23 protein-coding genes are annotated in these 21,805 nt (G+C 46.6%); 3 read left to right on the forward strand and 20 right to left on the reverse strand.

The features are described from left to right. Positions 1-84: 84 nt before the first annotated feature. Together traJ and traI are read left to right on the forward strand one after the other, a co-directional pair. Positions 85-459 (forward strand): conjugal transfer transcriptional regulator TraJ, encoded by a 375-nt coding sequence (traJ, locus tag FJQ87_RS18500; protein WP_140934243.1) that lies wholly within the window; start codon positions 85-87, stop codon positions 457-459. Beyond that, complete coding sequence (traI, locus tag FJQ87_RS18505) at positions 456-2,612, forward strand: TraI/MobA(P) family conjugative relaxase (RefSeq protein WP_140934244.1); 2,157 nt, start codon at positions 456-458, stop codon at positions 2,610-2,612. The genes traJ and traI overlap by 4 nt, the downstream gene beginning before the upstream one ends. Positions 2,613-2,863: 251 nt before the next feature. On the opposite strand, the gene FJQ87_RS18510 is transcribed toward traI, so the two are convergent. The 9 genes from FJQ87_RS18510 to FJQ87_RS18550 form a co-directional block, all read right to left on the reverse strand. Next, positions 2,864-3,319: a hypothetical protein gene (locus FJQ87_RS18510; protein ID WP_140934245.1), complete on the reverse strand. Its 456-nt coding sequence runs from the start codon at positions 3,317-3,319 to the stop codon at positions 2,864-2,866. Between the two features lie 5 nt (positions 3,320-3,324). Further along, positions 3,325-4,053 carry a conjugal transfer protein TraL gene (locus FJQ87_RS18515; RefSeq protein ID WP_140934246.1) on the reverse strand — a complete coding sequence of 243 codons (729 nt, stop codon included), beginning with the start codon at positions 4,051-4,053 and terminating at the stop codon, positions 3,325-3,327. 102 nt (positions 4,054-4,155) lie between these two features. After that, positions 4,156-7,011 (reverse strand): zincin-like metallopeptidase domain-containing protein, encoded by a 2,856-nt coding sequence (locus FJQ87_RS18520; protein ID WP_140934247.1) that lies wholly within the window; start codon positions 7,009-7,011, stop codon positions 4,156-4,158. Beyond that, positions 7,001-7,216 carry a hypothetical protein gene (locus FJQ87_RS18525; protein ID WP_140934248.1) on the reverse strand — a complete coding sequence of 72 codons (216 nt, stop codon included), beginning with the start codon at positions 7,214-7,216 and terminating at the stop codon, positions 7,001-7,003. Before FJQ87_RS18525 ends, FJQ87_RS18520 begins: the two co-directional genes overlap by 11 nt. A gap of 130 nt (positions 7,217-7,346) precedes the next feature. Then, on the reverse strand, positions 7,347-8,243 hold the full coding sequence (locus FJQ87_RS18530; RefSeq protein WP_140934249.1) for a hypothetical protein: 897 nt from the start codon (positions 8,241-8,243) through the stop codon (positions 7,347-7,349). A 2-nt stretch (positions 8,244-8,245) separates the two neighbouring features. Continuing rightward, complete coding sequence (locus FJQ87_RS18535) at positions 8,246-8,674, reverse strand: hypothetical protein (protein ID WP_240778953.1); 429 nt, start codon at positions 8,672-8,674, stop codon at positions 8,246-8,248. Positions 8,675-8,726: 52 nt separating this feature from the next. Continuing rightward, a complete protein-coding gene (locus FJQ87_RS18540; protein WP_140934250.1) occupies positions 8,727-9,059 on the reverse strand; it encodes a hypothetical protein in 333 nt (110 codons plus the stop codon). Between the two features lie 409 nt (positions 9,060-9,468). Next, the gene (locus tag FJQ87_RS18545) at positions 9,469-9,789 is read right to left on the reverse strand and encodes a single-stranded DNA-binding protein (RefSeq protein ID WP_140934251.1); all 321 of its coding nucleotides are present in this window, start codon (positions 9,787-9,789) and stop codon (positions 9,469-9,471) included. Positions 9,790-9,798: 9 nt separating this feature from the next. Continuing rightward, positions 9,799-11,856 (reverse strand): DNA topoisomerase 3, encoded by a 2,058-nt coding sequence (locus FJQ87_RS18550; RefSeq protein WP_140934252.1) that lies wholly within the window; start codon positions 11,854-11,856, stop codon positions 9,799-9,801. A gap of 526 nt (positions 11,857-12,382) precedes the next feature. Here FJQ87_RS18550 and FJQ87_RS18555 point away from each other — a divergent pair. Then, positions 12,383-12,775: a hypothetical protein gene (locus tag FJQ87_RS18555; protein WP_140934253.1), complete on the forward strand. Its 393-nt coding sequence runs from the start codon at positions 12,383-12,385 to the stop codon at positions 12,773-12,775. Here FJQ87_RS18555 and FJQ87_RS18560 read toward each other — a convergent pair. The 11 genes from FJQ87_RS18560 to FJQ87_RS18610 all read right to left on the reverse strand — a co-directional run bounded on the left by FJQ87_RS18560 (position 12,755) and on the right by FJQ87_RS18610 (position 21,801). Next, entirely contained in the window at positions 12,755-14,668 is a 1,914-nt protein-coding gene (locus FJQ87_RS18560; RefSeq protein WP_140934254.1) for a type IV secretory system conjugative DNA transfer family protein, read from the reverse strand. The two genes, FJQ87_RS18555 and FJQ87_RS18560, sit on opposite strands and share 21 nt — an antisense overlap. A 107-nt stretch (positions 14,669-14,775) precedes the next feature. Continuing rightward, positions 14,776-15,357: a conjugative transfer signal peptidase TraF gene (gene traF / locus FJQ87_RS18565; RefSeq protein ID WP_140934255.1), complete on the reverse strand. Its 582-nt coding sequence runs from the start codon at positions 15,355-15,357 to the stop codon at positions 14,776-14,778. Next, the gene (locus FJQ87_RS18570) at positions 15,357-15,554 is read right to left on the reverse strand and encodes a hypothetical protein (protein WP_140934256.1); all 198 of its coding nucleotides are present in this window, start codon (positions 15,552-15,554) and stop codon (positions 15,357-15,359) included. Before FJQ87_RS18570 ends, traF begins: the two co-directional genes overlap by 1 nt. A gap of 129 nt (positions 15,555-15,683) precedes the next feature. After that, entirely contained in the window at positions 15,684-16,091 is a 408-nt protein-coding gene (locus FJQ87_RS18575; RefSeq protein WP_140934257.1) for a hypothetical protein, read from the reverse strand. A 25-nt stretch (positions 16,092-16,116) separates the two neighbouring features. Next, positions 16,117-16,665, reverse strand: coding sequence for a hypothetical protein (locus tag FJQ87_RS18580; RefSeq protein ID WP_140934258.1), 549 nt, complete (start codon positions 16,663-16,665; stop codon positions 16,117-16,119). A 315-nt stretch (positions 16,666-16,980) separates the two neighbouring features. Then, positions 16,981-18,027: a trypsin-like serine protease gene (locus FJQ87_RS18585; RefSeq protein ID WP_140934259.1), complete on the reverse strand. Its 1,047-nt coding sequence runs from the start codon at positions 18,025-18,027 to the stop codon at positions 16,981-16,983. Positions 18,028-18,221: 194 nt separating this feature from the next. Then, complete coding sequence (locus FJQ87_RS18590; RefSeq protein ID WP_140934260.1) at positions 18,222-18,650, reverse strand: hypothetical protein; 429 nt, start codon at positions 18,648-18,650, stop codon at positions 18,222-18,224. 10 nt (positions 18,651-18,660) lie between these two features. Then, positions 18,661-19,635, reverse strand: coding sequence for a hypothetical protein (locus tag FJQ87_RS18595; RefSeq protein WP_140934261.1), 975 nt, complete (start codon positions 19,633-19,635; stop codon positions 18,661-18,663). Continuing rightward, a complete protein-coding gene (locus FJQ87_RS18600; RefSeq protein WP_140934262.1) occupies positions 19,632-20,141 on the reverse strand; it encodes a hypothetical protein in 510 nt (169 codons plus the stop codon). Before FJQ87_RS18600 ends, FJQ87_RS18595 begins: the two co-directional genes overlap by 4 nt. An 8-nt stretch (positions 20,142-20,149) precedes the next feature. Continuing rightward, positions 20,150-20,683: a hypothetical protein gene (locus tag FJQ87_RS18605; RefSeq protein WP_140934263.1), complete on the reverse strand. Its 534-nt coding sequence runs from the start codon at positions 20,681-20,683 to the stop codon at positions 20,150-20,152. 101 nt (positions 20,684-20,784) lie between these two features. Continuing rightward, complete coding sequence (locus tag FJQ87_RS18610; RefSeq protein ID WP_168195263.1) at positions 20,785-21,801, reverse strand: type II secretion system F family protein; 1,017 nt, start codon at positions 21,799-21,801, stop codon at positions 20,785-20,787. Between the last annotated feature and the right edge of the window lie 4 nt (positions 21,802-21,805).

The raw sequence follows: 21,805 nt of genomic DNA on the forward strand, positions 1-21,805 counted from the left end.
ACTTTGGCCTTATTCGCACTGCGTGCTCAACGTCTCCTGCTCTGCGAGGCTATTGACTACCGTCAATGAAAAACAAGGAATGAAATGACTGAAGCAAGTAAGGCAACGACTCGAAAAATAAGCCCGAGAATTACGGTCTACTGCCTGCCAGAAGAAAAGGCCAGGATAGAAAACAATGCGGCACGAACTGGCAAAAGTGCCTCTGCTTTTCTGTTGGCGGTGGGTCAAGGTTATGAAGTTTCCGGTGTGGTAGATGCTGAGCAAGTTCGTGAAATGGCGCGGATAAATGGAGACCTGGGGCGCATGGGTGGCTTGCTAAAATTGTGGTTAACCGATGACGCCAGAACGGCGGCATTTAAGCGAAGCACTGTGGTGCATTTGCTGGAAAAGATAGAAGCCAACCAAGAGTCGTTATCGCAAATCATGTCTAACGTCATGCGCCCGAGAAAATCGCTGTGATAGCGAAACACGTTGCCAAGAAGGGCTCTGCGAAAAGTAGCTTTCATCGTTTGGTTGATTACATCAGTGATGAACAGGGCAAAGAGCACCGGGTTAGCTTAGTGCGCTCGACCCATTGCCATGCGGCAGGTGTTGATGCGGCGATTGCTGAAGTATTGGCTACGCAGCAGCAAAACACGCGGGCCAAGGGAGATAAGACTTATCACTTATTGGTGAGTTTTAGAGAGGGTGAAACCCTTGATGATGACACGCTTTCAAAGATAGAAGCGGAGCTGTGTGAGGCGATTGGTTTTGGTGAGCACCAACGAATAAGTGCTGTTCATCGTGACACTGATAACCTGCATATTCATGTTGCTATCAATAAAATTCATCCCAAAAAGCTCACTATGGTTGAGCCGTTTGGTGATTATCGGGTGTTGGGTGAGACTTGTGACCGGCTAGAGGATAAATATGGACTTGAGAAGGATAACCATATTTCTCATGCGCGTAGCGGCCAATCTCGTGCCAATGATATGGAAGCTCACAGCGGCCAGAAAAGTTTAATCAGTTGGACACGCGAGCAGTGCGGTGAAGCATTAAAGCAAGCGCAATCCTGGAATGAGGTTCATCAGGTGTTGCATGAGCATGGCTTGCGTTTGCAAGAGCGAGCGAATGGGCTGGTCATTACCTCAGATATTGATGTGAGCATCAAGGCTAGCTCTGTTAGTCGTGAGCTATCAAAGCCAGCGCTTGAAAAGCGCTTAGGTGAGTTTGTCCCTGCTAAAACCGATGGTCAGAAGGCGCAAAGCACTCCTGAAGATAATCGGCGTTATCGTAAACAACCTATTGAATTGAAAGTTGACACCACCACGCTCTATCGCTGCTATCAGCAGCAAGCATCACAGAGTGAACAGGCCGTTAGCCAGGCATTGGCTTTGGTGGTAACAGATAAAAGCCGTAAATTAACCGCGCTGGGGTTAGCTAGCAAGCTCAAACGATTTGCTATTAGCCAAGAAACCAACGTCATTACTCGCAAGCTCTTGTATAAGCATCATTTTGACTCTGTGAAGCGACAGCAGCAAAAAATCCAGCAAACCGCTGCTATGGCTAAAAAGCAGGTCTACAAAGAGAGTCGACAATTAACTTGGGCGGACTGGTTAAAGCAGCAAGCGCAACAAGGCGATAGTGAAGCGCTTCGGGCCCTGCAAGCTCGGCAGCCTCACCGCTATCAGCAAAGCAACCGATTATCTGGCCGCGCCGGCTTAACGCCTAATAGCACGGTATTGGCTGGCGCCGATAGTATCACCAAAAAAGGCAGTGTGATTGATAAGCGCTCAGGGGTGAGGGAAGTCGCTAACGCGATAGTGTTGCCATCTAAAGTCACCACAGCCAACCTAATTAACGCTCTTACGTTGGCGCAAGCGCGTTATGGCAACGTCATTACTGTTGATGGTACAGACGCGTTTAAGCGTCGCGTCGTTAACATGGCCATCAAGTCTCGACTCGATATTCAATTCACCGGTGATGCAGAGCAATACCGGCAGCAGCTAGAGGAACGTAATCATGACAACACACGAAAAGACGGACGAGGAGTTATTGGAAGAGGCCATGATGAGCCTAGACGAACCGTTACCCGATACGACAGCAATAGACGAGGGAATGAGCGGGCATCCTCAGAACTTCAACGCAAGCCCAACCTTGGAAGCGTTGGACGAGAGCCGCCGCCCTCAAGGCGTAACGGTTTGCGAGACTTGTCCCAACTCGGTGTGGCAAGCTTCAAAGGAAAAGGTGCAATGCTATTGTCGGGTAATGTACCTGGTGACGTGGAGCAGCAACGACCCAGAGCAGTTGTTGACGCATTGCGATGGGGAATTTTTGGGGCAAGACTAAGCACTACGCAGCTTATGGCTGCTGAAAAATACATTGAAGAGCGATTAAGTAAGCGTGAGCAGGGGATGGATATTGCGATACATGAGCCATTAACTGGCGCGGTGAAAGGGCGTTTTGCAGGTGTTAGGCGGATTGATGGTGAGTCACTGTTACTGGTCGAAACGGCCCCAGGCATAGTGTCGGTGTTGCCGATAAAGAGTGATGTGAAGCGTTTGAAGATTGGCGACCCGATCAACATAAATCAGCAAGGGAAAGTGAGTCGGTCTCGGGGGATTGATCGCTAGGTCGTAAATAAAGCCCTTATCATCCTGAGTAGGGCTTTGACGCACTTTTATAACGGATAGAACATAGTTAATGTTTAGCACCTGCTGCGCGCGTGTAACCGCAAACTTGTCAAAACGAATACAAGTCACGCGTAGTAGATAACCCTACAATAACTGAGTCTTTTTGGGTGGCAATTTGTTTTCATTTGCACTGTGATATAGGTCGCTAATTAAGCAGTATATTAAGTTGAATTTGCTATTATTGGCTCTGACTAGACCAATATGATGGCTGCGGCCACTAATCCAGCGGCAACTACTACGGCCATTAGATTGGTTATCGCAGCAAATTGCAGTTTTTCTGCGGCTGCGTTCGATAGCGCTTGCTGGCTAGCTAACTTTTTCTCAAGCTCAGTGAAAAACTGCTGTTTTTGCTCGTTCAATTGTTTTTGGTGTTGTTCCAATCCAACGTCAATGATACGGCCTGATTTTCTGACTGCGGTGTCTTCCCAATGTGCGAGCTTTGCAAGCATGGCTTGGTCTAGTCGGCCAAGCGTTGCTTCCATGTGTTGCTCTACTTGTTTGTGCTGGCGTTGCTGCCTGTCTTCGGTGTGCTCGATGGCATATTCAAACAGTGTCAGCATGGCCATTAGTGGGTCATCATTATCCATAATGATTTTATGCTCTGCGGCAATGCGGGCCAGTAACTCAGCTCGTTTGGTTTCCATCATTCACCTCATAAGCAATTAGTCGCTGCCATTTGCTCGAACAGCTTGCGGCGTATCATGGTGAGGCGCTGACGATTCATGATGGATAACTTAGGGTTAATCACCGCTTCTGCAAACGTCTGTTTGGCTGAAAGCATATTGATAAAGTCACGTTGGAAGGTGTCTTTTTGCATCGGCTCTATCGTGATAATACCGTTAATGCGTTCTTTGTGATTTTGATAGACTTTAAGTTGCTCAAATGATTTCCCGTCGCGCTCAATGAGTCCCCAATAAGTATTTAGCCACACAACAAGCTGACAGTCGGTTGGATATTTTTCAGCAAGGTTATCCAGTCCGTGAATGGTGTCGGCCAATGACTGCCCCCCTGTTACAACAGTATGAATAATTACGTCATGCCCCATATCCATGAGCATTTGGATGGTTCCATTCGACAGCAAATAATGAGATAGCGGCACAAAGCAACTGGCGCCGTTATCAATCACAAAATCTTGTTCTGGATGCTCACCGATAAGCTCAATCAATTGGTCGAATTTAGATTGGTCAACATCATGATTCACCAATATATCTAATTGATGGACGTTCAATGCGCCGTAAGCGGTAAAAGATTGGTTAACTGGGTCGGTATCTATGCAGTGAGGGGTTTTGCCATGCTCAATGCAGAACTGTGCGATTAAACTGGCAATAAGGGATTTACCCACGCCGCCTTTGCCCTGAAGAATGAAGTGAATTTTTGACATAAAAGTGTTCCTTAATTTGATTACGTTACATTTTCAACGGGTGCAGAGAATCCACAGCCCGCTGGAACCGTTGAGAGTATTAAAAGAAGTTGGTTTAGCTGTTTAGCGACCTAAGCCGTGACCGGCAGGCTTTTGCTGAGGTTGTTGCAAGATTTGCTGTTGGACTTGCTGTTGCTCTTTGGTGACGTGTTGCTGCTCGTGTATTTGATGGAGCATGGCGCAGAGCTGGCGTTTAACCCCTTCAATACCCAGTTTGCTTTTAGTTTTGAGGTCATTGAAGTCAGTGAATTGCTTCATATCATCAATGGCTTTCTTTTCTTCCTGCGAAACATGTTGGTTTCGCCATTTATCTGGTGTCATTGGTGGTAAGTGGGACGGATAGTCTTGCTCACCTGGTGCGAAAACGGGAAGTAACACTTTACCGCCAGTAAGCTCTGCGGCGTCATGGGCTTTACTGTGTCCCACGTTGCCTTTGATTTCAGTCAAGGCTAGGTGAGCGTCATCATCACCACAAATGAGCAGCGTTTTATCGGGGTATTTGTTGTGCAGCTCTTTCGCGACTTCAATAACATTACCAGCATCAAAGGCTGAAATGACTGGGTGTTTGCTGGCTTCCGCAATGGTGTCAGCTGTGGCGAGCCCTTCAGCAATAATAATGGTTGATATTCTGGCGATATCTTCCAGTTCTCCGCCCACGATGTGGAAGGTTCCGGTTTTTTGTCCGCCCCTTGGAAACATTTTAGTGCCATTGCTTTGGATGGTTTGGGCGGTGCGAATATTGCCCTGTTCATCAATAGCCGGCACGAGTAATTCTCCTGTGGTAAATACCAGTTTGTCAGGATTGGCTTCTCTGAGGGCTTTACTGTCTTGCCATGTTTTCCCAATCAAAATATCGGGGTCATTGGCTAGTGCGTCAGGTGAGGGCACTCGCAGTAAATTGGCGGTGATGATTTGTTTCTTAGTGATATACGACTCTTGCCCGGTGGCTTGGGGGCTGACGGCCACTAGGCGGCTGATGGCGCTCGCGACTTTGGTTTGAGTTTGCTCCTTAATGGCTTGCTGCTCTTGCTGGCGCTGCGCCGCCTGGGCTTGAGCTATTGCTCTATCTTCGGGACTTAGGTTGTAGCCTTTCGCTTTCCACTTTAGCTCTTCGCCGGTGCGGTTATTGATGGCGTAACCTCCCGGGTGGGCATCCATGAAGGCAACGTACATACCCGCACCAGCATTGTGTGACGTGCTGGGTTTGTCAGAGTCCACTCGGCAGCGGTGGCGCTTGCCATCCATAATTGGGTGCTCACCTGACACGTCAAAGCCTGCATCTTTCAAGCGCTCAGCAAACTCTTCCCTTGGGTCAAGTTGTGGCTCTTGCTCAATATTGCGCTGGTTTTGCGGTAGCCAACGAGTGCAACTTGGAGGCGCTGATTGTCCTTGTTCGAGGTTTATAAACCATGCGCTTTGGCTTTTATCCCACTTTGCCCCTGCGGCTTTAGCTTGATTGCGCTGCTCATAGGGAACCGCTAAATATTGTTTAGTGGTTGACGGGATGACGACTGGCCACTGACTAAATGGCGTTAAGTCAGTCCCTTGGGGAACGCTCCAGTGGTTGGTGGCCTTATCCCAGGTTGCTCCCAGAGCTTTCACCTGGTCTTTATCCTTATAAGGTACATCTAGGTGAATTTTGGGTTTATCGGGCTCTTGGATGCTGGTTGCCGGTGGCATACGTTGTGGGCTGGTTTGGGGCGCCTCAATGACATCGACTTGCTCTATATGCTGATAGGGCGCCAGTGCTATCAATAACGCATCCTGTATTCGCTCTGGCGTTGTTGTCACCTCAGCGCTAGTTTCGGTTTCGCTTTGGGTACTCACGCTGCCATCATCATGCAGCTTGGTATTGACCGGCGCGGTAATGCCTTGGCGGTTGTTAAAGCTAATAGAGCAAGGTTCATTGGGCGTTGCTGATAGCACAGCTTTAAACCCTAGTTCATTGGCTGTGCTGTTAATGGTTTGCCAACTTTGAATCTGTTCATCGTTGAGTGTCTGCTCTATAGGCATTTGTTGCTCCTGTTGCAGTTCAAAGCCAAGAAGCATGGTTAGGATTTTTTCTGCATCACTTGCGGCTCTGAAAATTTCTATCGGGTCATTTTTGAGCGCCTTAATCCAGCTTTTGACGTAAGAGGTGTGCTGGCTTGGGTCGTGACCTATGCCTAATTCATCCCCTAACATCATTGATGCAATCTCTGCTCTGAGCTCTTCTTTGGCATAAGCTTCGCTCCCAAATGGATTACCTAAGTCACGATTCAAGCGAGAAGAATGGCCGCTCCAATGGCCTAGCTCATGCAGCGCCGTTGCGTAGTATTTGCCTGCTTCATCAAATTGCTCTTTTTTCGGCAAGTGAATGCTGTCTTTTGCTGAAGAGTAATAAGCTCTATCCGCTTGGTCGTGTTTAATGATGGCGTTTGATGCTTGAAGAAGCTTTTCAGCTCGCTCAATGTTTTGCCATTGGCGCTCTTCGGTAAGTGGGGTTATTTCTAGTGGGGGTAAGCCTTCAATCTGCTGAGCATTAAACACCGTGGCGTAGAAGACCTTGGGACGCTCAAGGACGATATGGATTTTAATGGGTTTCCCCTTACTATCCTTGACGACGTTACCCTTGTCATCGGTTTTGTTTTTCTCTTCCGAAAACTTCCAATATTGCACCTGAGTGCCTTTCTGCCCCTTAATTACCTGGGCCTTCGCGGCGTTAGCTTGGTTGTAAGTCATCCAGCGCGGGTCATTGAATCCCTGAGCCATGAGGTTGATGGTGTTAATGCCTTTATAGCGGCGCCCATTACTGGGGTTGTGAGGAAGGAGTGGTTCTGCGCTGGGTTGCCATGGTTTTTGCCAAGGGGCGGTGCCTTGTTCTAGTTTTTCAATGAGGTTCTGGGCAACGACTTCATGAAACGGCCTTTTAGTTGTCATCACCCGGCTCCTCTATCGCGTCCATGAGGTCTTGCTCTGTCAAGGCGTCCTCAAAGAACGCCCCGGCAAGCTCAGCTTCTTCTGGGGTAAATGATGCGCCGAATCCTGGCGTGGTTTCAGCATCAATGAGCTTCATAATCATCAGCTCTTCTGCGGTGAGGATATCAGGATTATTGATGTGTTCGTTTGGGTTGCGGTCGGTCATAAGGTGTCCTTGTGATTAAGAAATTAATGATAGAAAAGGGTAAACCTGGTTGGTTGCAAATATAGTGAAAAAATCAATCTTCACTATATTTGCTGCATTTTCAGATGCGCTATTCTTTGTAATCTATTGGTTAACGGGCAAATATTTCTTTTGCCATATCAACAAGCGCCAACCTGCGTTGGGCTTTGTTCTCATCTAGGTTGATGAGGTTGGCGAAGTGCAAAGGGTCGAATTCAATTTTTTTGCTATAAATGTCACGTGCCCCAGAACTAACTTTGAAGTTGATACTTTCAAATAAGTGGTGCTCGCGAACTTCTCGCTCATGGTCAAAAAAGCTAAACGTCAACTTTAGAAATAACCCCTCTGTTATGAGTAACCTATCTGCTTTGTTGGGGGAGGTTGTGGACTCAAATTGAAGTTTTGGCTCTAACTTGAGTAGCGCTGACTGTAATTCGTTATTAACTATTTGTTGGTTGTAAAGTGATTTCGCGAGAGTGAAGTAAGCGAAAATCCAAGGGATGTTATACTCAGAAGCACCTTTGTATAACCAGCCTTGAGATGCTTTGAAGTCAAGCAGCATTTGTTTTAGGCGTGGATATGAAAATTTAATTTCTAGCTCTTTTTGTAACAGATAAACAACCCGGTCAAACTGTTCTATTAAGGTGTTTAAGGCTTTTGATGGTAAGTGATGATTAGCGCTATATTTATCATCTTTACTTAAATTCTTTTCTGAACGCGCCCGATAAGGGCATGCCTCGTAAGATTCATGGTCAAGATATCCGACACCAGTAATGTGCTTCATGTAATGTCTGCCATGAGGTGTGGCAGTATGTGTTGGAGTAAACCCTATAATCTCAATAGTATTTACACAATGCGGGCACTCTGCGTAATAATGCCAACCTAAGCTTTTTGCGGTCGACCTCAGTTGCATCCACGGTTTTTGTTTCTTTGTAAGAGTTTCAAATGCCTCTTTAGTCTTTATTGGGATTGGTGCGGAGGATAAGCTTGATATTTTAAATACGTCCATTGCTAAGCCCTTATTAGTGGCTGGCCATAGATATTCTCAAGGATCAACCACCAGTTATCATGTAGTTTGGAGATTACTCCGTGTTCTTCGGCAATAGATACTATGGCCAGCAATGAAACAAAATCTAGTGTTAACTCATCGTTTTGCGCTGCAACAATAAACATTATCGGGTCATCACTTCGCTCACAATAAATGGGTTTCTCTTGGCTGACGTGCTTCATATCTTCGAGCGAGATAACAATGCCAGGATAGCGCCGCTGAGTGTCGTTCCACCATGATTTTTCAATAATTGGAACGTGTCCTTGCTGCTCGCATATAGCTAAGCATTCAAGTACAACAGATAAATGGATCTGATATTTAGCCTTCGAAGTTATGCAGTCGAAATACATAGAAATTCCTTGTTCTTGAAAAGTCGGTACAAAAAAGCTCATTTAATAATGAGCTTTTGGCGGAAATGATGGCGCAGTAAAAACATAAGCGTACTTACTGCGCGGGATGATTCGCGCTCGTGGTGAAATCAATGGCACTGCATTCAGTTTGAATACGTCCATCTAAATGTACCTCTATAGGATATTGCCTAATTATTTCTAGCCACCATGAAGCATTGATCTTAGGGATATGGTGAGCGTGCTCAGCTATTTTTAAACATTGCAGCAAGGTGAACATGTCAATAAAAACAGGTGAGCCATTGTAATTTAACTCAAATTTTGGGCCGTCATCATGATCAGGAGTATTGAGCCATTCTTCCAAACTTTTGTTGAGCGCATTATCCGTAAGGGGAGTTACTTGATTGGGGTGATGTTTTTTATCGTTCATTGTTTGTTGTCCTTTTAATTAAAAATAGAAGCTCATTTCAACGTCTGGAATCGTGGTAATCACTGAAATTATTAATTTTTTTCGTGCTCACCACACGAACTACAAATGAAGCAATGTTCTTTTTTGCTGTATTGGCTACTTGGGTGATCACATTCAATACAATGCGATTGACAGTGTTCGCACTGTTTGGCTGATATACCTGTGATGTTGTTGGGCAATGTTATTTTTTTACAATTTAAGCATCGTCTTGGCATGATATTGTCCTAGATCTTGAGTGGTTTAAATCAATGTGCCCTCACCCGTAAATGAGCGAGATTGCGTGGGCAACATGTTCAAAAAGTCGGTACAAAAAGCTCATTTAATAATGAGCTTTGGCGGAAATGATGGCGCAGTAAAAACATAAGCGTACTTACTGCGCGGGATGATTCGCGCTCGTGGTGAAATCAATATCAATGACGCGGCACTTCAATTTAAAGCCGGTAGTTTGGTCTGGCTTGGTAAAGGTATCTATGGCCACATCATCGGCGGTCAGTAAAATTTGGCGACCTTTAACGCATTTCTCTGCCAATTTTACGCCACGCTCACCCCAGAGCTCGGCCTCAATCCATTGTGTTTTTTGATTGGCTCCATAGCCAACGCTATAAGCACAAGAAATAACTGTCACAGCTTTATCGTTAGGCGTGTAACGAGTGATAGCGTCTTGGTCGATGTTACATAATTGTATAAGCATGGTGGTCTCCTATGCTGTTGTATTTTGAGGTTGAGGAAGGGTTTTAATGGCTTGGTAGTTAGGGCGCCCTTTGGCGTCAGGGTACATTTGAGTGCAGGTTGGGTTGTTGCTGCATCCCCACCAGAATGCGCCGCGCTTCTTTGAGCTTGGGCGCCTAATCAAACCTGCGCCGCAAGCCGCGCATTTGTGAACATCTGAAACCACTAAGGCTGGTTTTGCGCCCGCAATTTTGACGCTGCCTTGATTGGCCTTTTGCACTTGGGCGGTGACGAAGGCAACTTGCTTATTCACAAAGTCATCCAGTGTCATGGTGCCAAGTTCTACGTTTTTAAGCATTCGCTCAAACAGTGCAGTGAGTACAGGGCTTTTAACCATGGCATCAAGGGAATCAATGAGTGAGCGCCCAATGGTTGTACTGCTTATTTGTTTGCCATTAACGATTAGGTATTCGCGACGTTTGAGTTCAGAAATAATGGATGCTCGGGTAGCTTCAGTGCCTAAGCCGTCTTCCTCTTTGAGCATTTTTTTGTTGTCGGCTTCTTCGACGAACTTGTGAATGTTCTTCATTGCCTGGATTAACGTACCTTCAGTGAATCGGCTGGGTGGCTTGGTCTTTGAGTCACGTCGAGTCACGCTATGGCAAGTTAATGAGTCGCCCTTGCTAAGCTTTGGCAATGGTTGCTCTGAGTCTTCCTTTTCTTCAATTTGGTAAACGTCTTTCCAACCATTGAGGGTGATGACTTTTCCCTTGGTGGCAAATAACTCGCCACCAAGGGAAAAGTCAATGCTGGTACTCGCGTATTCATGGCCTGGGTAAAATTGGGCGATATAAGCCCTAACCACCAAGTTGTAAATATTGCGTTCTGGCTCACTGAGTGCAGCCTTATTTGCTATGTGCATGGTTGGAATGATGCCGTGGTGCGCTGTTACTTTTTTATCATTCCAGGTTTTTGATTTAATGCGTGGGTCGGCATTATCAATAAGCGCGGCTAACTCGGGGTTAATTTGCTTAATAGCCTCAAGCGTGGCGGCGGCATCATTAAACTGACTTTCTGGTAAGTAAGCACAGTCTGAGCGCGGGTAGGTCGTGAGCTTGTGCTTCTCATACAGTGATTGGCAGGTATTCAATACCTCTTCTGCGCTATAACCAAATTTGTTTGACGCAATCAGTGTGATATCTGATAGCGCGAAGGTAAGCGGTTGTGTTTGTACCTTATTGGTAGATGTTGAGCTTAGGACAGTTGCATTGGCGCCGGTTAACTGACTCACCAGTGCGTCAGCAATCGCGGTATTGGTAAGGCGTCCTTCTTCATCAAGTCCCGTTTGTTCATCCCCCGCTTTCCAGTTCACCTCAATATTGCCTTGTTCGTGAGATATGCTGGCTTTGAGTGTGTGGAAAGGAATAGGGGTGAAGGTTTCTATTTGCCGGTCACGTCCAACCACTAAGGCTAATACGGGGGATTGCACTCGGCCAACAGTCAGTAGAGCATGACTGCCGCCGCGTTCAGCGCGTAGGGTCATGGCGCGACTAAGGTTCATACCAATTAACCAGTCCGCCCGCTGCCGGCCAATGGCTGCTTGGCCAAAATGAAGATAGTCGGCGTTGTTTTTTAAATCGGTTAATGCGCGTTTAACTGATACAGGGTCAATTGCGTTAGCCCAGTAGCGCAAAACAGGGGATTGGTTACCAAAGAAATCAAGCACCTCGTCAATCAGTAATTGCCCTTCGCGGTCAGGGTCGCCTGCGTTCACAACGGTGTTAGCTTGTTTGATGAATTTGCCTATTTGCTTGAGCTGAAACTCTGCATCCGGCTTGGGTTTGAGTATCCAGTTATCATTGGCAGGGATAATGGGTAATTCATCCACTCGCCATATTTTCTTACCGTTACGGCTCGGCACATCAGCCGGTGTGTAGTCGTCAGGCTCAGCCAATTCGAGCATGTGGCCAAAGCACCAAGTGACGACATCACCACCACAGATAAGGTGGCTTTTGTGGGTTTCTGTAATGCCAAGCTCTGCCGCAATAGCTTTGGCTACGGAAGGTTTTTCTGCGATAAATAGGCGCATAGTATTAATTCCAAGTAAGTGAGAGAGTTTTGATAGTAGAGAGAGAGTTTTAATTGGTTGCGTTGTTTTAAAATGAAATAAATTGTGATTTATAGCGGGGCACACTCATTGGTTTGTTTGGATTCGGTGGGTGAATATCTCCATTGATATAAATGTGTTAAGTAATATTAGCTAGAAATTTTCTGTGTATGCATAGCGGGCTAATTGCTTGCACTAGAGTTCCGCTATTTCTATGTGGGGGCGTTTGGGTGTGGGTTTTTGATATTATTTGGTCATCTTTTTCTTGCCATTATAGATAGGTGCACCCACAGGGAGGGGGCTTTGTTTTAGCTGATTCAAGTGGGCAGCTAAAGTAATAACCCCTGCTGTAATAACGTTAGTAACGGAGGGATCTTAGCGATAAACAAGGGTATGATTATTGCACTCTGTTTTTTGATGTTACACTGATGTAGCATTGCTGTGTTGTTGCTTGCAGCCTGTGAGTGACTTGTGTGTGGCTTTCGCTCTGGCTTGGTTGGGAGGGGATATGAGTAATCTAAGTGGTGTGGTTTTTGTGATTATATCTGGATTGCTCTTGTTTGCGACTTTGAATATAAATGGTTTGATGTTAATTCCTTTCGCGGTATCTTTTGAGGTAGCGCTTAAGGTAATGGGGGCGCTAATTTTTGTTTGTTGGGTGCTTTATGTGAAATATCAAAACGACTACGAAGAAGTTGTTTGGCTTTACCCGATAATACTGCTTTCTTTTTATTGGTCGATTGTTCCTTTATTAAACTATACCGCACAAGTGGCAGGCGACGCCGCGCAATACCACCTTGCCGTTAAGTTCTGGGGGATGATAACGTTCCATGTGGCTGTGAGTGCGACAATCATTGTTATTAGTTACCCTCTCGTTTTTTTACTGAGAAAGGTTGAATAATTTGGGCGCTTGATTAATTGCGTCAATAGTGGCGTTGCCCCTGACCTCTATTAATCGGTCTGTTTGTTCTGGTGCGGGTATTTGCGCCCTGGCGAGATATACCGGGTCTTTGAAGTACAACAATTGCTTACCGTAAATCGCTGGATAGCCTGCTACATAGATAATCATGTCTCCCGCTTCAACAATGTCCTTGCCTTGCTTTACTGGAGCCGGAAGGCGCATACATTCGTCAGGGGTGAGTAATGTGCGCTTAGTCGGTTGGTAATTTACGCTGGTACTCGTTCCACCAATCCAGCCCTTGCTTGAGGTGGATATCTGCTTTTGCATAATCGTGGTTTCGCCGGTGCATCGAGCTAGGTGTTCAGCCGTTTCAATGCGCCCTGGTGGGTAGGCGTTTTGAATGTGGCAGTTTGATGTGATTTGCTCGTCTTTGCCGTAACCCGTTTCGGGGCTTTTAAGTTGATTTAGGTCTTGGGTGATTAGGTAGAACTTAATACCGTAGCCGGCAACGAACGCCAGTGACTCTTGAAGAATATCGAGCTTACCCAGTGACGGAAACTCGTCAATCATTCCCAATAATCTAAAGTTGTAATTGGCAATGGGACGGCCATCCTTGAACTCTAAGCCGTCGGCCAGCAATCTCACTATCATGTTCATCATGATACGGATTAATGGCTTTAGGCGGTCTTTGTCGGTGGGTTGAGTCACCAAGTATAAGCTAACTGGTTTATCAGAGTTCATTAGGTCTCTGATTTTAAATTCAGACTTGCCGATAGCGGCGGCGACTACTGGGTCACGGTAGAGCACCAAGTAGCTTTTTACCGATGATAATACTGAGCCGGCTTCGCGCTCTTCACGGTCAATCATGTCTTGGCCTGCGGCGGCTACTAAGGGGTGAGTCCATATCTCCCCAGTTTCTTTGTCTTCTGTGTGGGCGAAGTCCACCATTTCGGTCCACAGCTCGCTGATATTGCGATTGGGTGAGGCAAGAATCGCATCTAGCATGGGCAAGGTGGCGACAGTCTCGGCTTTGATGCTTTTATAAATGATGTGTGCCACTAATCCGCAGAGCAGTGAAAAGCTGGTTTTTTGCCAGTGGTCTTTTAGTCCTTTACCTTCAGGGTCAACAATCAAGGTACATATGTTTTGAATGTCACCGGTCTCAAAATCAGTGCCAACACGAATTTCTTCTAAGGGATTCCAGCACACGGTATTGCGACTGGCCGGCTCAAACTTCAGGCAGTGCTGGCCTATGTGTTTGCGGTAGCCTGCGGTCAGCGCCCACAACTCACCTTTAAGGTCAGTAATGAGGGCGCTGTGCTGCCAGGTCAGTAATGTTGGTATCACTAGCCCAATGCCCTTGCCGGAGCGCGTGGGGGCGTAACATAAGATGTGCTCTGCCCCGGTGTGAACTAGGTAGTGTTGTTTGCCCTCGGGGTCTATCCACGAGCCAACAATTACCCCCTCTTTATCTGTTGTGCCAGATTCCGGCAATAAACCTGCATTGATAATGTCTTGTTTATTGGCCCAGCGCGCGCTGCCGTGTAGATAGCTTTTGGACTTTGCCCGGGTTTGTTGCCAGAGGTTATAAGCAAGAACACTTGCCATTGTGGCCATCAAGGGCGGAATGGCCATGGTGGCAGCACTCATGGTCTGAGTGGGGTATACAGCATAATATTGATGAAACCATTGAATAATCTTCCATGGTGCATACCAGCCGTCGATGTTGCTGCCCAGCACCGCCTGGTAGCCAAAGTTTTCAGCAAAGCGTTGAGTGGCTATTTGCAGTGATAGCGGTATTGAAAGTGCGCAGGCCGTCAATGGCAACGCGTTGGGGTATTTTTGCTGAGTGCGACTTTGCGCCTTAATGGTGTTGTTGTATTTATCGGTCATAGTGTTGGCCTAATAATAGGTAATACCTGGCCGCGCACGTTCCAGCGATGGAATGCGGTTAGGTATAAAAGGTGTAGGTGGTTATGCGTGTTTAGCGAATGGTGGCTTTAAGGTTGTGCGGCAAACAGGTTTTGCAGGTCAGGCAGTAATATTACGGGCCTAATGGTGCCCAGAATATTGGCGGTTGGCACAGGGCCAAAATAGCGACTATCAAAGCTGTCGCTTGGGGCATAGAAAGAATGCACAAATACATTTTCAGGAGGCACCCAAAAGCGAGATTTACCATAGTGCCGATACGGTGTCAGCGCTAACCCTTGGCTATCTTGGTGTTGAATGGTGCTACCAGGTAATGCCTTGTCACGAATAACGACTTCATCGTTAAGCGTAACTGCGTCGCCGCTGACTGCCGCAATGCTTTTTATCATTGGGACGCTACCACTGTCGCAATACCCCATTGCAAGGTAGCCTCGACGAATTGCGTCCTTGATGCTGTTGTGAACCGGTGGGCAAAGCAACACCCGGTCATTCACTTGGTAGTTCGATTTAACGGCGTCAATGACATACAAACCCGGTGGGTAGGACTGGCTCGTATTGAGCCGGTAGCCGTAACTGTACGCCGCTAAGCTAAGTGCAATAAAAGTGACGAGTGACCAACCTATAACTGATACCTTGTCGCTGATAGTTGTCATTAGAAGTCCTCTAGTTCATGTATGGGGATGTCTAGTGCTTTGGCTAGATCGAGACGTTCTCTTAATGTCTCTGCACGTTTGTGAGTTTGAGCCTGTTGCTCGCTTTTGGCTGAAGGTTTTTGAGGCTTTTTATGAGGTTTTCTGTCGGTTCTGACAATGGTGCGACTGTAATCTGAAAATTTTTGTTCATTGCTCATAGTGATGCAATCCTTTTTTGGCATTGATGTCGAAGGGAGCTGAGTTCTGTAGTTTTTATAATCTAAAAGTGAATGTGGCTGCTGTTTTTTGTTTCGTAGAGGAGGGTTGTCTGGTGTTTATGGTTGAGGCTAGTGTGGTTCTTTAGTAAAAAGTTGTTCGTGAACAAAATGCAAATCAGTAAGGATAATGTCGGTAAATTGCCTTTTAACAGCGATTAACCAATCATAAGTAAACGGTGGAATACGATAAGTGCTAATGCCAGTCTCCAGCGTGGTGATGATATATTGTAGTGATAGGTTTTTGCTGAAATCTCGACCATCACGCTCTACGTCAACACATACGCATAACATCATAGCATTATTCGGGAGTTCTTGCGGCTTTTTGGGTAAGCCTCTGTAAAGCGCTAGCGGACGATGCTGCCGCTCTACTTCCTGCCACCACGCATCTGATTGAGCTGGAATATAACCGCGTTGCTGTAGTAAACGTAGGCATTGCAATGCTGTGCGGTAGTGGTCATCGGTGTGTTTGGGCTGCAAAATATGCTCCTTGATATGAAAGCTTTTATTTAAGCTTGGTGGTCTCACTATTATTCAGTGTAATGTTAAGTTGGTACCAGCGCTGTAAATTAATCTGACTCAGTTTCTCTGGGTGTTGTATAGCGTGAATCTTTATACAAAGCTTGCCAAATACATGGCTGTCACTCGATGGCGAGTGGTGCAAACTGGCGCCCAGTTTATGAAGTTGTTTTTCTAATGACGCAAAGCTGCGTAGTGCCCCACTTGGGTGGTAAAACATCGGTGAGCTTAACCGTAACTTAGTGACACCATGCGCTTTAGGTAATACCTCAACCAGTTCAAGTAGTTCTTGGTAAGTGCGAAGGTCGAAGGGCTGAAATGGGTTGCGTAAGTGAATCGTAGCCACGGTGCTTCCCACAGGTTTGCAAAATGCCAACTTAGCGTCTTTGCGCAATTGCCATTCAATGCTGGGTGCTAACCCAATAAATAAGGGGGCACTTGTTAATGCTAGTAGCCATGCAGTAACCGATGTATTGCCTGTGACTAAAAATGACGGCGCCACGGCAGCAGTGGTCACTAATGCTGCTCGTATCATTAAATTGACTCTACAACGTGAAAAGCCTTGATTGAGTAAATAGGGGGGCTTTAGAAAGAGTCTAGTGCTGGGTATCACTTGCAGTGCAGTGACCAACAAAATACTGAAAATAACAGCCAATAAAAAAGATACAAAAATTGTAAAAATCATAATCAGTTTCTAACACCTACAAAAAAGCCCACCAATAAGTGAGCTAGTTTAACATCGAAATTTGCTATTTAATCTGCTTGGCAGCCGTCCATAGTAGGTACACCATCCACACGATGAATCCACCTAATATCACGTTATCTAAGGTCATTGGTTCAACACTGGTTGTTAGCCTTTGCGGCGATACGCTAACGCCAACAAACCTAAAAGGCTTAACCAGCCCGCGCTGCCACCACTACTCCCGCCCGCTTCAGGCTCTGGCGTAGGCGGCGTTACTGTCGGCCCTTTGCCTTTGTTGATAACAATGCGTTGGTCATTGCCTAAATCTAACGTCGCTTCATAACCTTCTTTGCTGGTAATCGTGTACGTACAGATATCAAATGGCTGGATTTGCGCCCCGCCATTGATGCAAGAAGAGTTTGCGATATCAAATTCAATGTCGCCAGTGGGTGAGGCTGAGTCAATCACTGCGCTCATGTGCAATGATTGCACTTCAATCGTCTTGCTTTGACCCGCCGCAACCGTCGCAATTGTTGGGTAATGCCAGGCGTTTACCGTTTCCAAGATCCAATCTTGTGCGAAGGATATGCGACTCGCTGAAGTGCCGTGATAGTTTTCGCCTTCTAGACCTGGAGGAGGTTCTGTTATTGCCGAACCGTTGTGTATAGCGGCGATCTTTCCATTGAGTAAATATGGGGCGCCAGAGTCGCCAGATATAGAGTTAGCTTTGGTTGAGGCTCTGAAAAATAGGAGTTCATCATCTTCGTGTAAATAATTGTCGATACTATAGGTGGCGCTGTGTAATTGCTGTTGGGTTTGCCCAAATCCATAGATGGTGAACGTGGAAGTTAAATTGCGTTCCACATAATCATTAGATAAGAATAATGTCTTGTCGAATAACGGTGTTTCACTCAGTTCCCATAACGCGATATCACTAGCTACGCCAGCATTGAATACCACGTCTTTGAGGGGGTCAATAATGAATGAGTCGCCATGGGTTTGGGCGCCCACTAAATTCACCGGTTTTATGCCACCGGAGCTCGGCCAAGAGCAGTGGGCTGCGGTAAGCACCCATTTACCCGCGATTATTGTGCCAGTGCAGTTCATTTCAACTAGCGACGGGAATGCTGACGCTGATTCAATTTGACCATTCTCAATGGCCATGGCAGGGCTTAATAAAGTGGCTAACGCCATGGTTAGTAATGATTTTTTCATCAGTCTGCATCCTTTTTGTTTGTTGTGCTTAGTATGATCTCATTTGGTTGAAAAACAACAACTATATCCCTTTCTATGCGGTTTTAGTGATGTTCATCAAGGGTGATCTGAATGCCTAAATATTCTTCATTGTGTGATCGAAAAAACCGTTCAATGGTCAGTGGGGATAGGCTGCCGCAGCAGCCTTTTTATGGTTATTTAGACCAGCAAATGGCCTTGCCGTAGTTGTGAGAACTGTAGCCATCCGCGAACAAATACCAATAACCATCAGAACTGTTTTTTTGGACTCGGACATCAACCGCCTTGAGTCCGCGGTGGTATTCCCCTGCGACCTGGCTAAGCGTGCAAATATGGGTTGAGACAGGTTTTAGTCGCTTTGCTTTCGCTCCATCGACGTTTGAATCTATCGTAAACTCTTCGACAGTGCCGCTACCACCGCCTGAGCTTTCAGGTATTCTCGCGTATTTGTTCCATGTAGCAATAGTTTCTTCTGGGGTAATGGTTTTACCGTGCAGGTTTTTTTTAGCGCTGGCGATCCCTTTTTCGAAGGTGACTTTTTCATCATTGGCGAGCGTTGGTGCCGCTAGCATGATGCCCAGTAGGGCAATAGTGATTTTGTTCATTTAATGATCCTTAGTTAGGTATGCAGCGCAGGCTAACGCTGACTTCACCGTCATGCATAAACACCCATTTGCTGCTGATTTTATTGACGGCGTAATAATCTAATCCGATGACCCAGTAGTTTGTGTATGGCGTGGTGTAGGCTTTTTGCATACTCACTTCGTTGAATCGATTTGCCTCGCTGTGCGGAAACACCCCTTTAATTGCAACCTGGATATCAGGCTTTAAATGCGTAGGGCATTTAGGTTTATTGACTCTATCACCATGTTTAGCGACAAAGGTGTCAATCACGGCAGTAGCTAAATTGCGTTGTGAACCGTCGTGATTCCTGATCATCACGTCTTTGGCATTGGTAATCGCAAATTTCCCACCGGTATCCCAATCACCGGTCAGTGTTGAGTTATTGCCTGAGCGCTTAACAACGCCATCGTGCTGAATGGCGTTATCTAGTCGTGATATCACCAGTTGGATAGCGTTCTTGCTTTCATCCATTCTGGTGCCTGGCAACTTACCCAGTGCGCTGATGTAGGCATCACGTTCCAATGCAAACGTATCGTTTTTAGGTTGCATCGGAATGCTGATGGTCATTTGCGGAAAGCGATTAGCGTCAGCGCTATAGGCCAACGTAATCTGCATTTCAGTGCCCCACGGGGTTTTGCGGCTAGGTAAACAAAGGCCCTTTTGCTCGTCGCTGTAATTGCAACTGGGTAAGTAGTACGGCTCTAGTAATGACCACGCGTGTGGAAAAATACCGAGCCCGTTCACAGTGGTGAGGCCACGTCCTACTTGATCCATTTGATACGCATTAATCTGTTGGATTATGTGTTTCATACGGTCGTAAAACGGTGCGGCTTGTGAGAGCTGTTGCTCCCTAGTTTTTGCTGTCGCAAACTCCAAAAATAATAAGCTCAAAAAACTCAAACAAATTAAGAATGAAAGTACGCCAACCACGCCGCGCTGGTGTCGCTTGGGTGCTTGTCTGTTCATTGAAGGCATCCTGTGCTGCGGTTAATAATGGCCAAAGTGTCAGTCATGTCACTTTGCATCGGGGCATTAAAAACGAGGCCAGTGTTGCTTATCCCTTGCGGGGATAATGCTTGCTGCATGGCGCTGCGCAGGGACTCGTTTGGAATGGTGACTGTGATGACGGTTCGGGTGGGTCGCTGCCATTGTGGGCTACTGCTATTGATGGTGCTGACCGCGAATGTCCAGTCGTGATTTTGGATTTGCCTATCCACCAATCCGGCATTGATTAGCGTGTTGATGGTGAGCGGTTGTTGCAGTGTTAAGCACCGCGTTCTCATGATTTCTTTTCCGTACCAAATCTCGCTGGCTTGCGTGACTTGGGCGACCCCATTTTTTAAGGATTGCGCCTTAACGGTGTATTTAAACGTGTCGTAGGTGGCGGGAAGTAACAGGAGAAGCAATGCAGTCGCAAAACCAAACGTAATAAGCAAATCCAGCGTGGATGCACCACGCTGGCTTGATTTCATGGTAATCCTTAGAAGGTCATGGTTAAGGTGGTGCCTGATGCTTGCAGTGTGGCGCAACCCGTTGCGCTCTGGCAGTTACCGCGAGTAATAGGCGCCATGGTGTCGGCCACTTCCGCCATAGAGTCTGGGTTGTTAGGCAGTGTGGCAACGATATCAAACAATCCTGGGTTGTTGTTGGCCTTCACCGTCCAGTTACCGCCGAACGGGTTGGTCGCAAGGCCATTATTGGTCTTGCCGCAAATCGTACCGCCTTTGGTTAAGATGTTTTGATTGCAGATTTCAGTCAGAGTCACGCCGGTGTAATTGGAACGCGCTTTTTTCCAACGATGGACAGCACTTTGGATGGTTGAGGCGTCGCGCTGGAAGTTTGAGATGGCATAGGCATCTTGCACCTTCGGCACAATCATGACGGTCATCATGATGGCACCAATCATAAAGGCTGCGGCTATCATGACGTCCATGGTACTGGCGCCACATTGTTTATTGGTGAATACGTTCTTGGTGTTTTGCTTGCGTGAAACTTGAATTTGTAACTTTTTCATATATTTTGCTCATTATTAATGGTCTTTGTGCCTTGTGGCGCAAAGATAAGGGGTTGGTTAATGGAGATTGGTGGAGATTGATTGTTGAGACGAAATACTGGTTACAGGGTGATATTGGTGGCAACGCTTAGCACTAGATTGCCGATACCCGCTCCCATGAGCAATCCGATACTCGCCCCTGTAAGCTTGATGACATCCGTGCCAACGCTTTTTAACATGGCCAATTCATCGGTGATGATGGCATGATGTATGTCAGCGCTTCGCAGCAAAATTGTGGAGCTATTACCTATCTGCCCCAGCAGTTTTAGTGTTGACTGCTCGCTTGGGCTAAGTAATCCCGTATCTAAGATATCACCCAGGTTAATGCGTCCTTCGTGAACATGGTTAATCATTCGATTGATGTGCCAAGTCAAGTAAGGGGAGGCATGTTGTTTAATGCTAAGCAGTGAGTCGAGTAACCCATAGTGGGCGGCAGTTAAATTGCCCAGGGAATGCAGCAATGACGTGGTTTGAATCAGGCGGTATTGGCGATAAATCGGCAGGGAGTCTACGCGTTGACGCCAGGCACCTCTCAGTACTGGTAACGAGATAGACACCCCAATCAATAGCGCTGTGGCCATTACTCCGAGCGTTGATCCCCATTGTTGCCAGAACATGCCAAAGTCATACGCATAAACCGTCACACTATCCCAACGGTTCATTGGCACCATGGCGTTAAACTGTGTAAACAAGCTGCCAGCTAATCCTGCGGATGCCGCCAGAATGAAGCTCACACCTATCACGGGTTTGGCCAGTGATTTAGCGAGTTCACTGGTCGAAGCTGTGCGGGTTCTCAGCGTCAGAAGTGCGTTATTCAATCCGCCGGCTAAGTCACCCGCTTTCTCCCCCGCAATCAGTGCTTGCCAGGATAAACGGTCTATCCAAGGCTTGAGCCCCGCGGCAAAGCCATTGCCGCTATCAATGCCTGTCAGCAGGTCGGCGGCGATACGTTGCTCTATTGCGCTGCCGTAGGTGGCAATTTGCGCCGCAATGTCTCGCTGCTTGAGTCCCGCAGTCGTTAACCGATAGATGTTGTCGAGCAGCTTGAGTTGTTTCTTATCGTTAAATTTCCAGCTCACAAAG

The sequence above is a fragment of the Shewanella sp. SNU WT4 genome (assembly GCF_006494715.1).
Classification (GTDB): domain Bacteria; phylum Pseudomonadota; class Gammaproteobacteria; order Enterobacterales; family Shewanellaceae; genus Shewanella.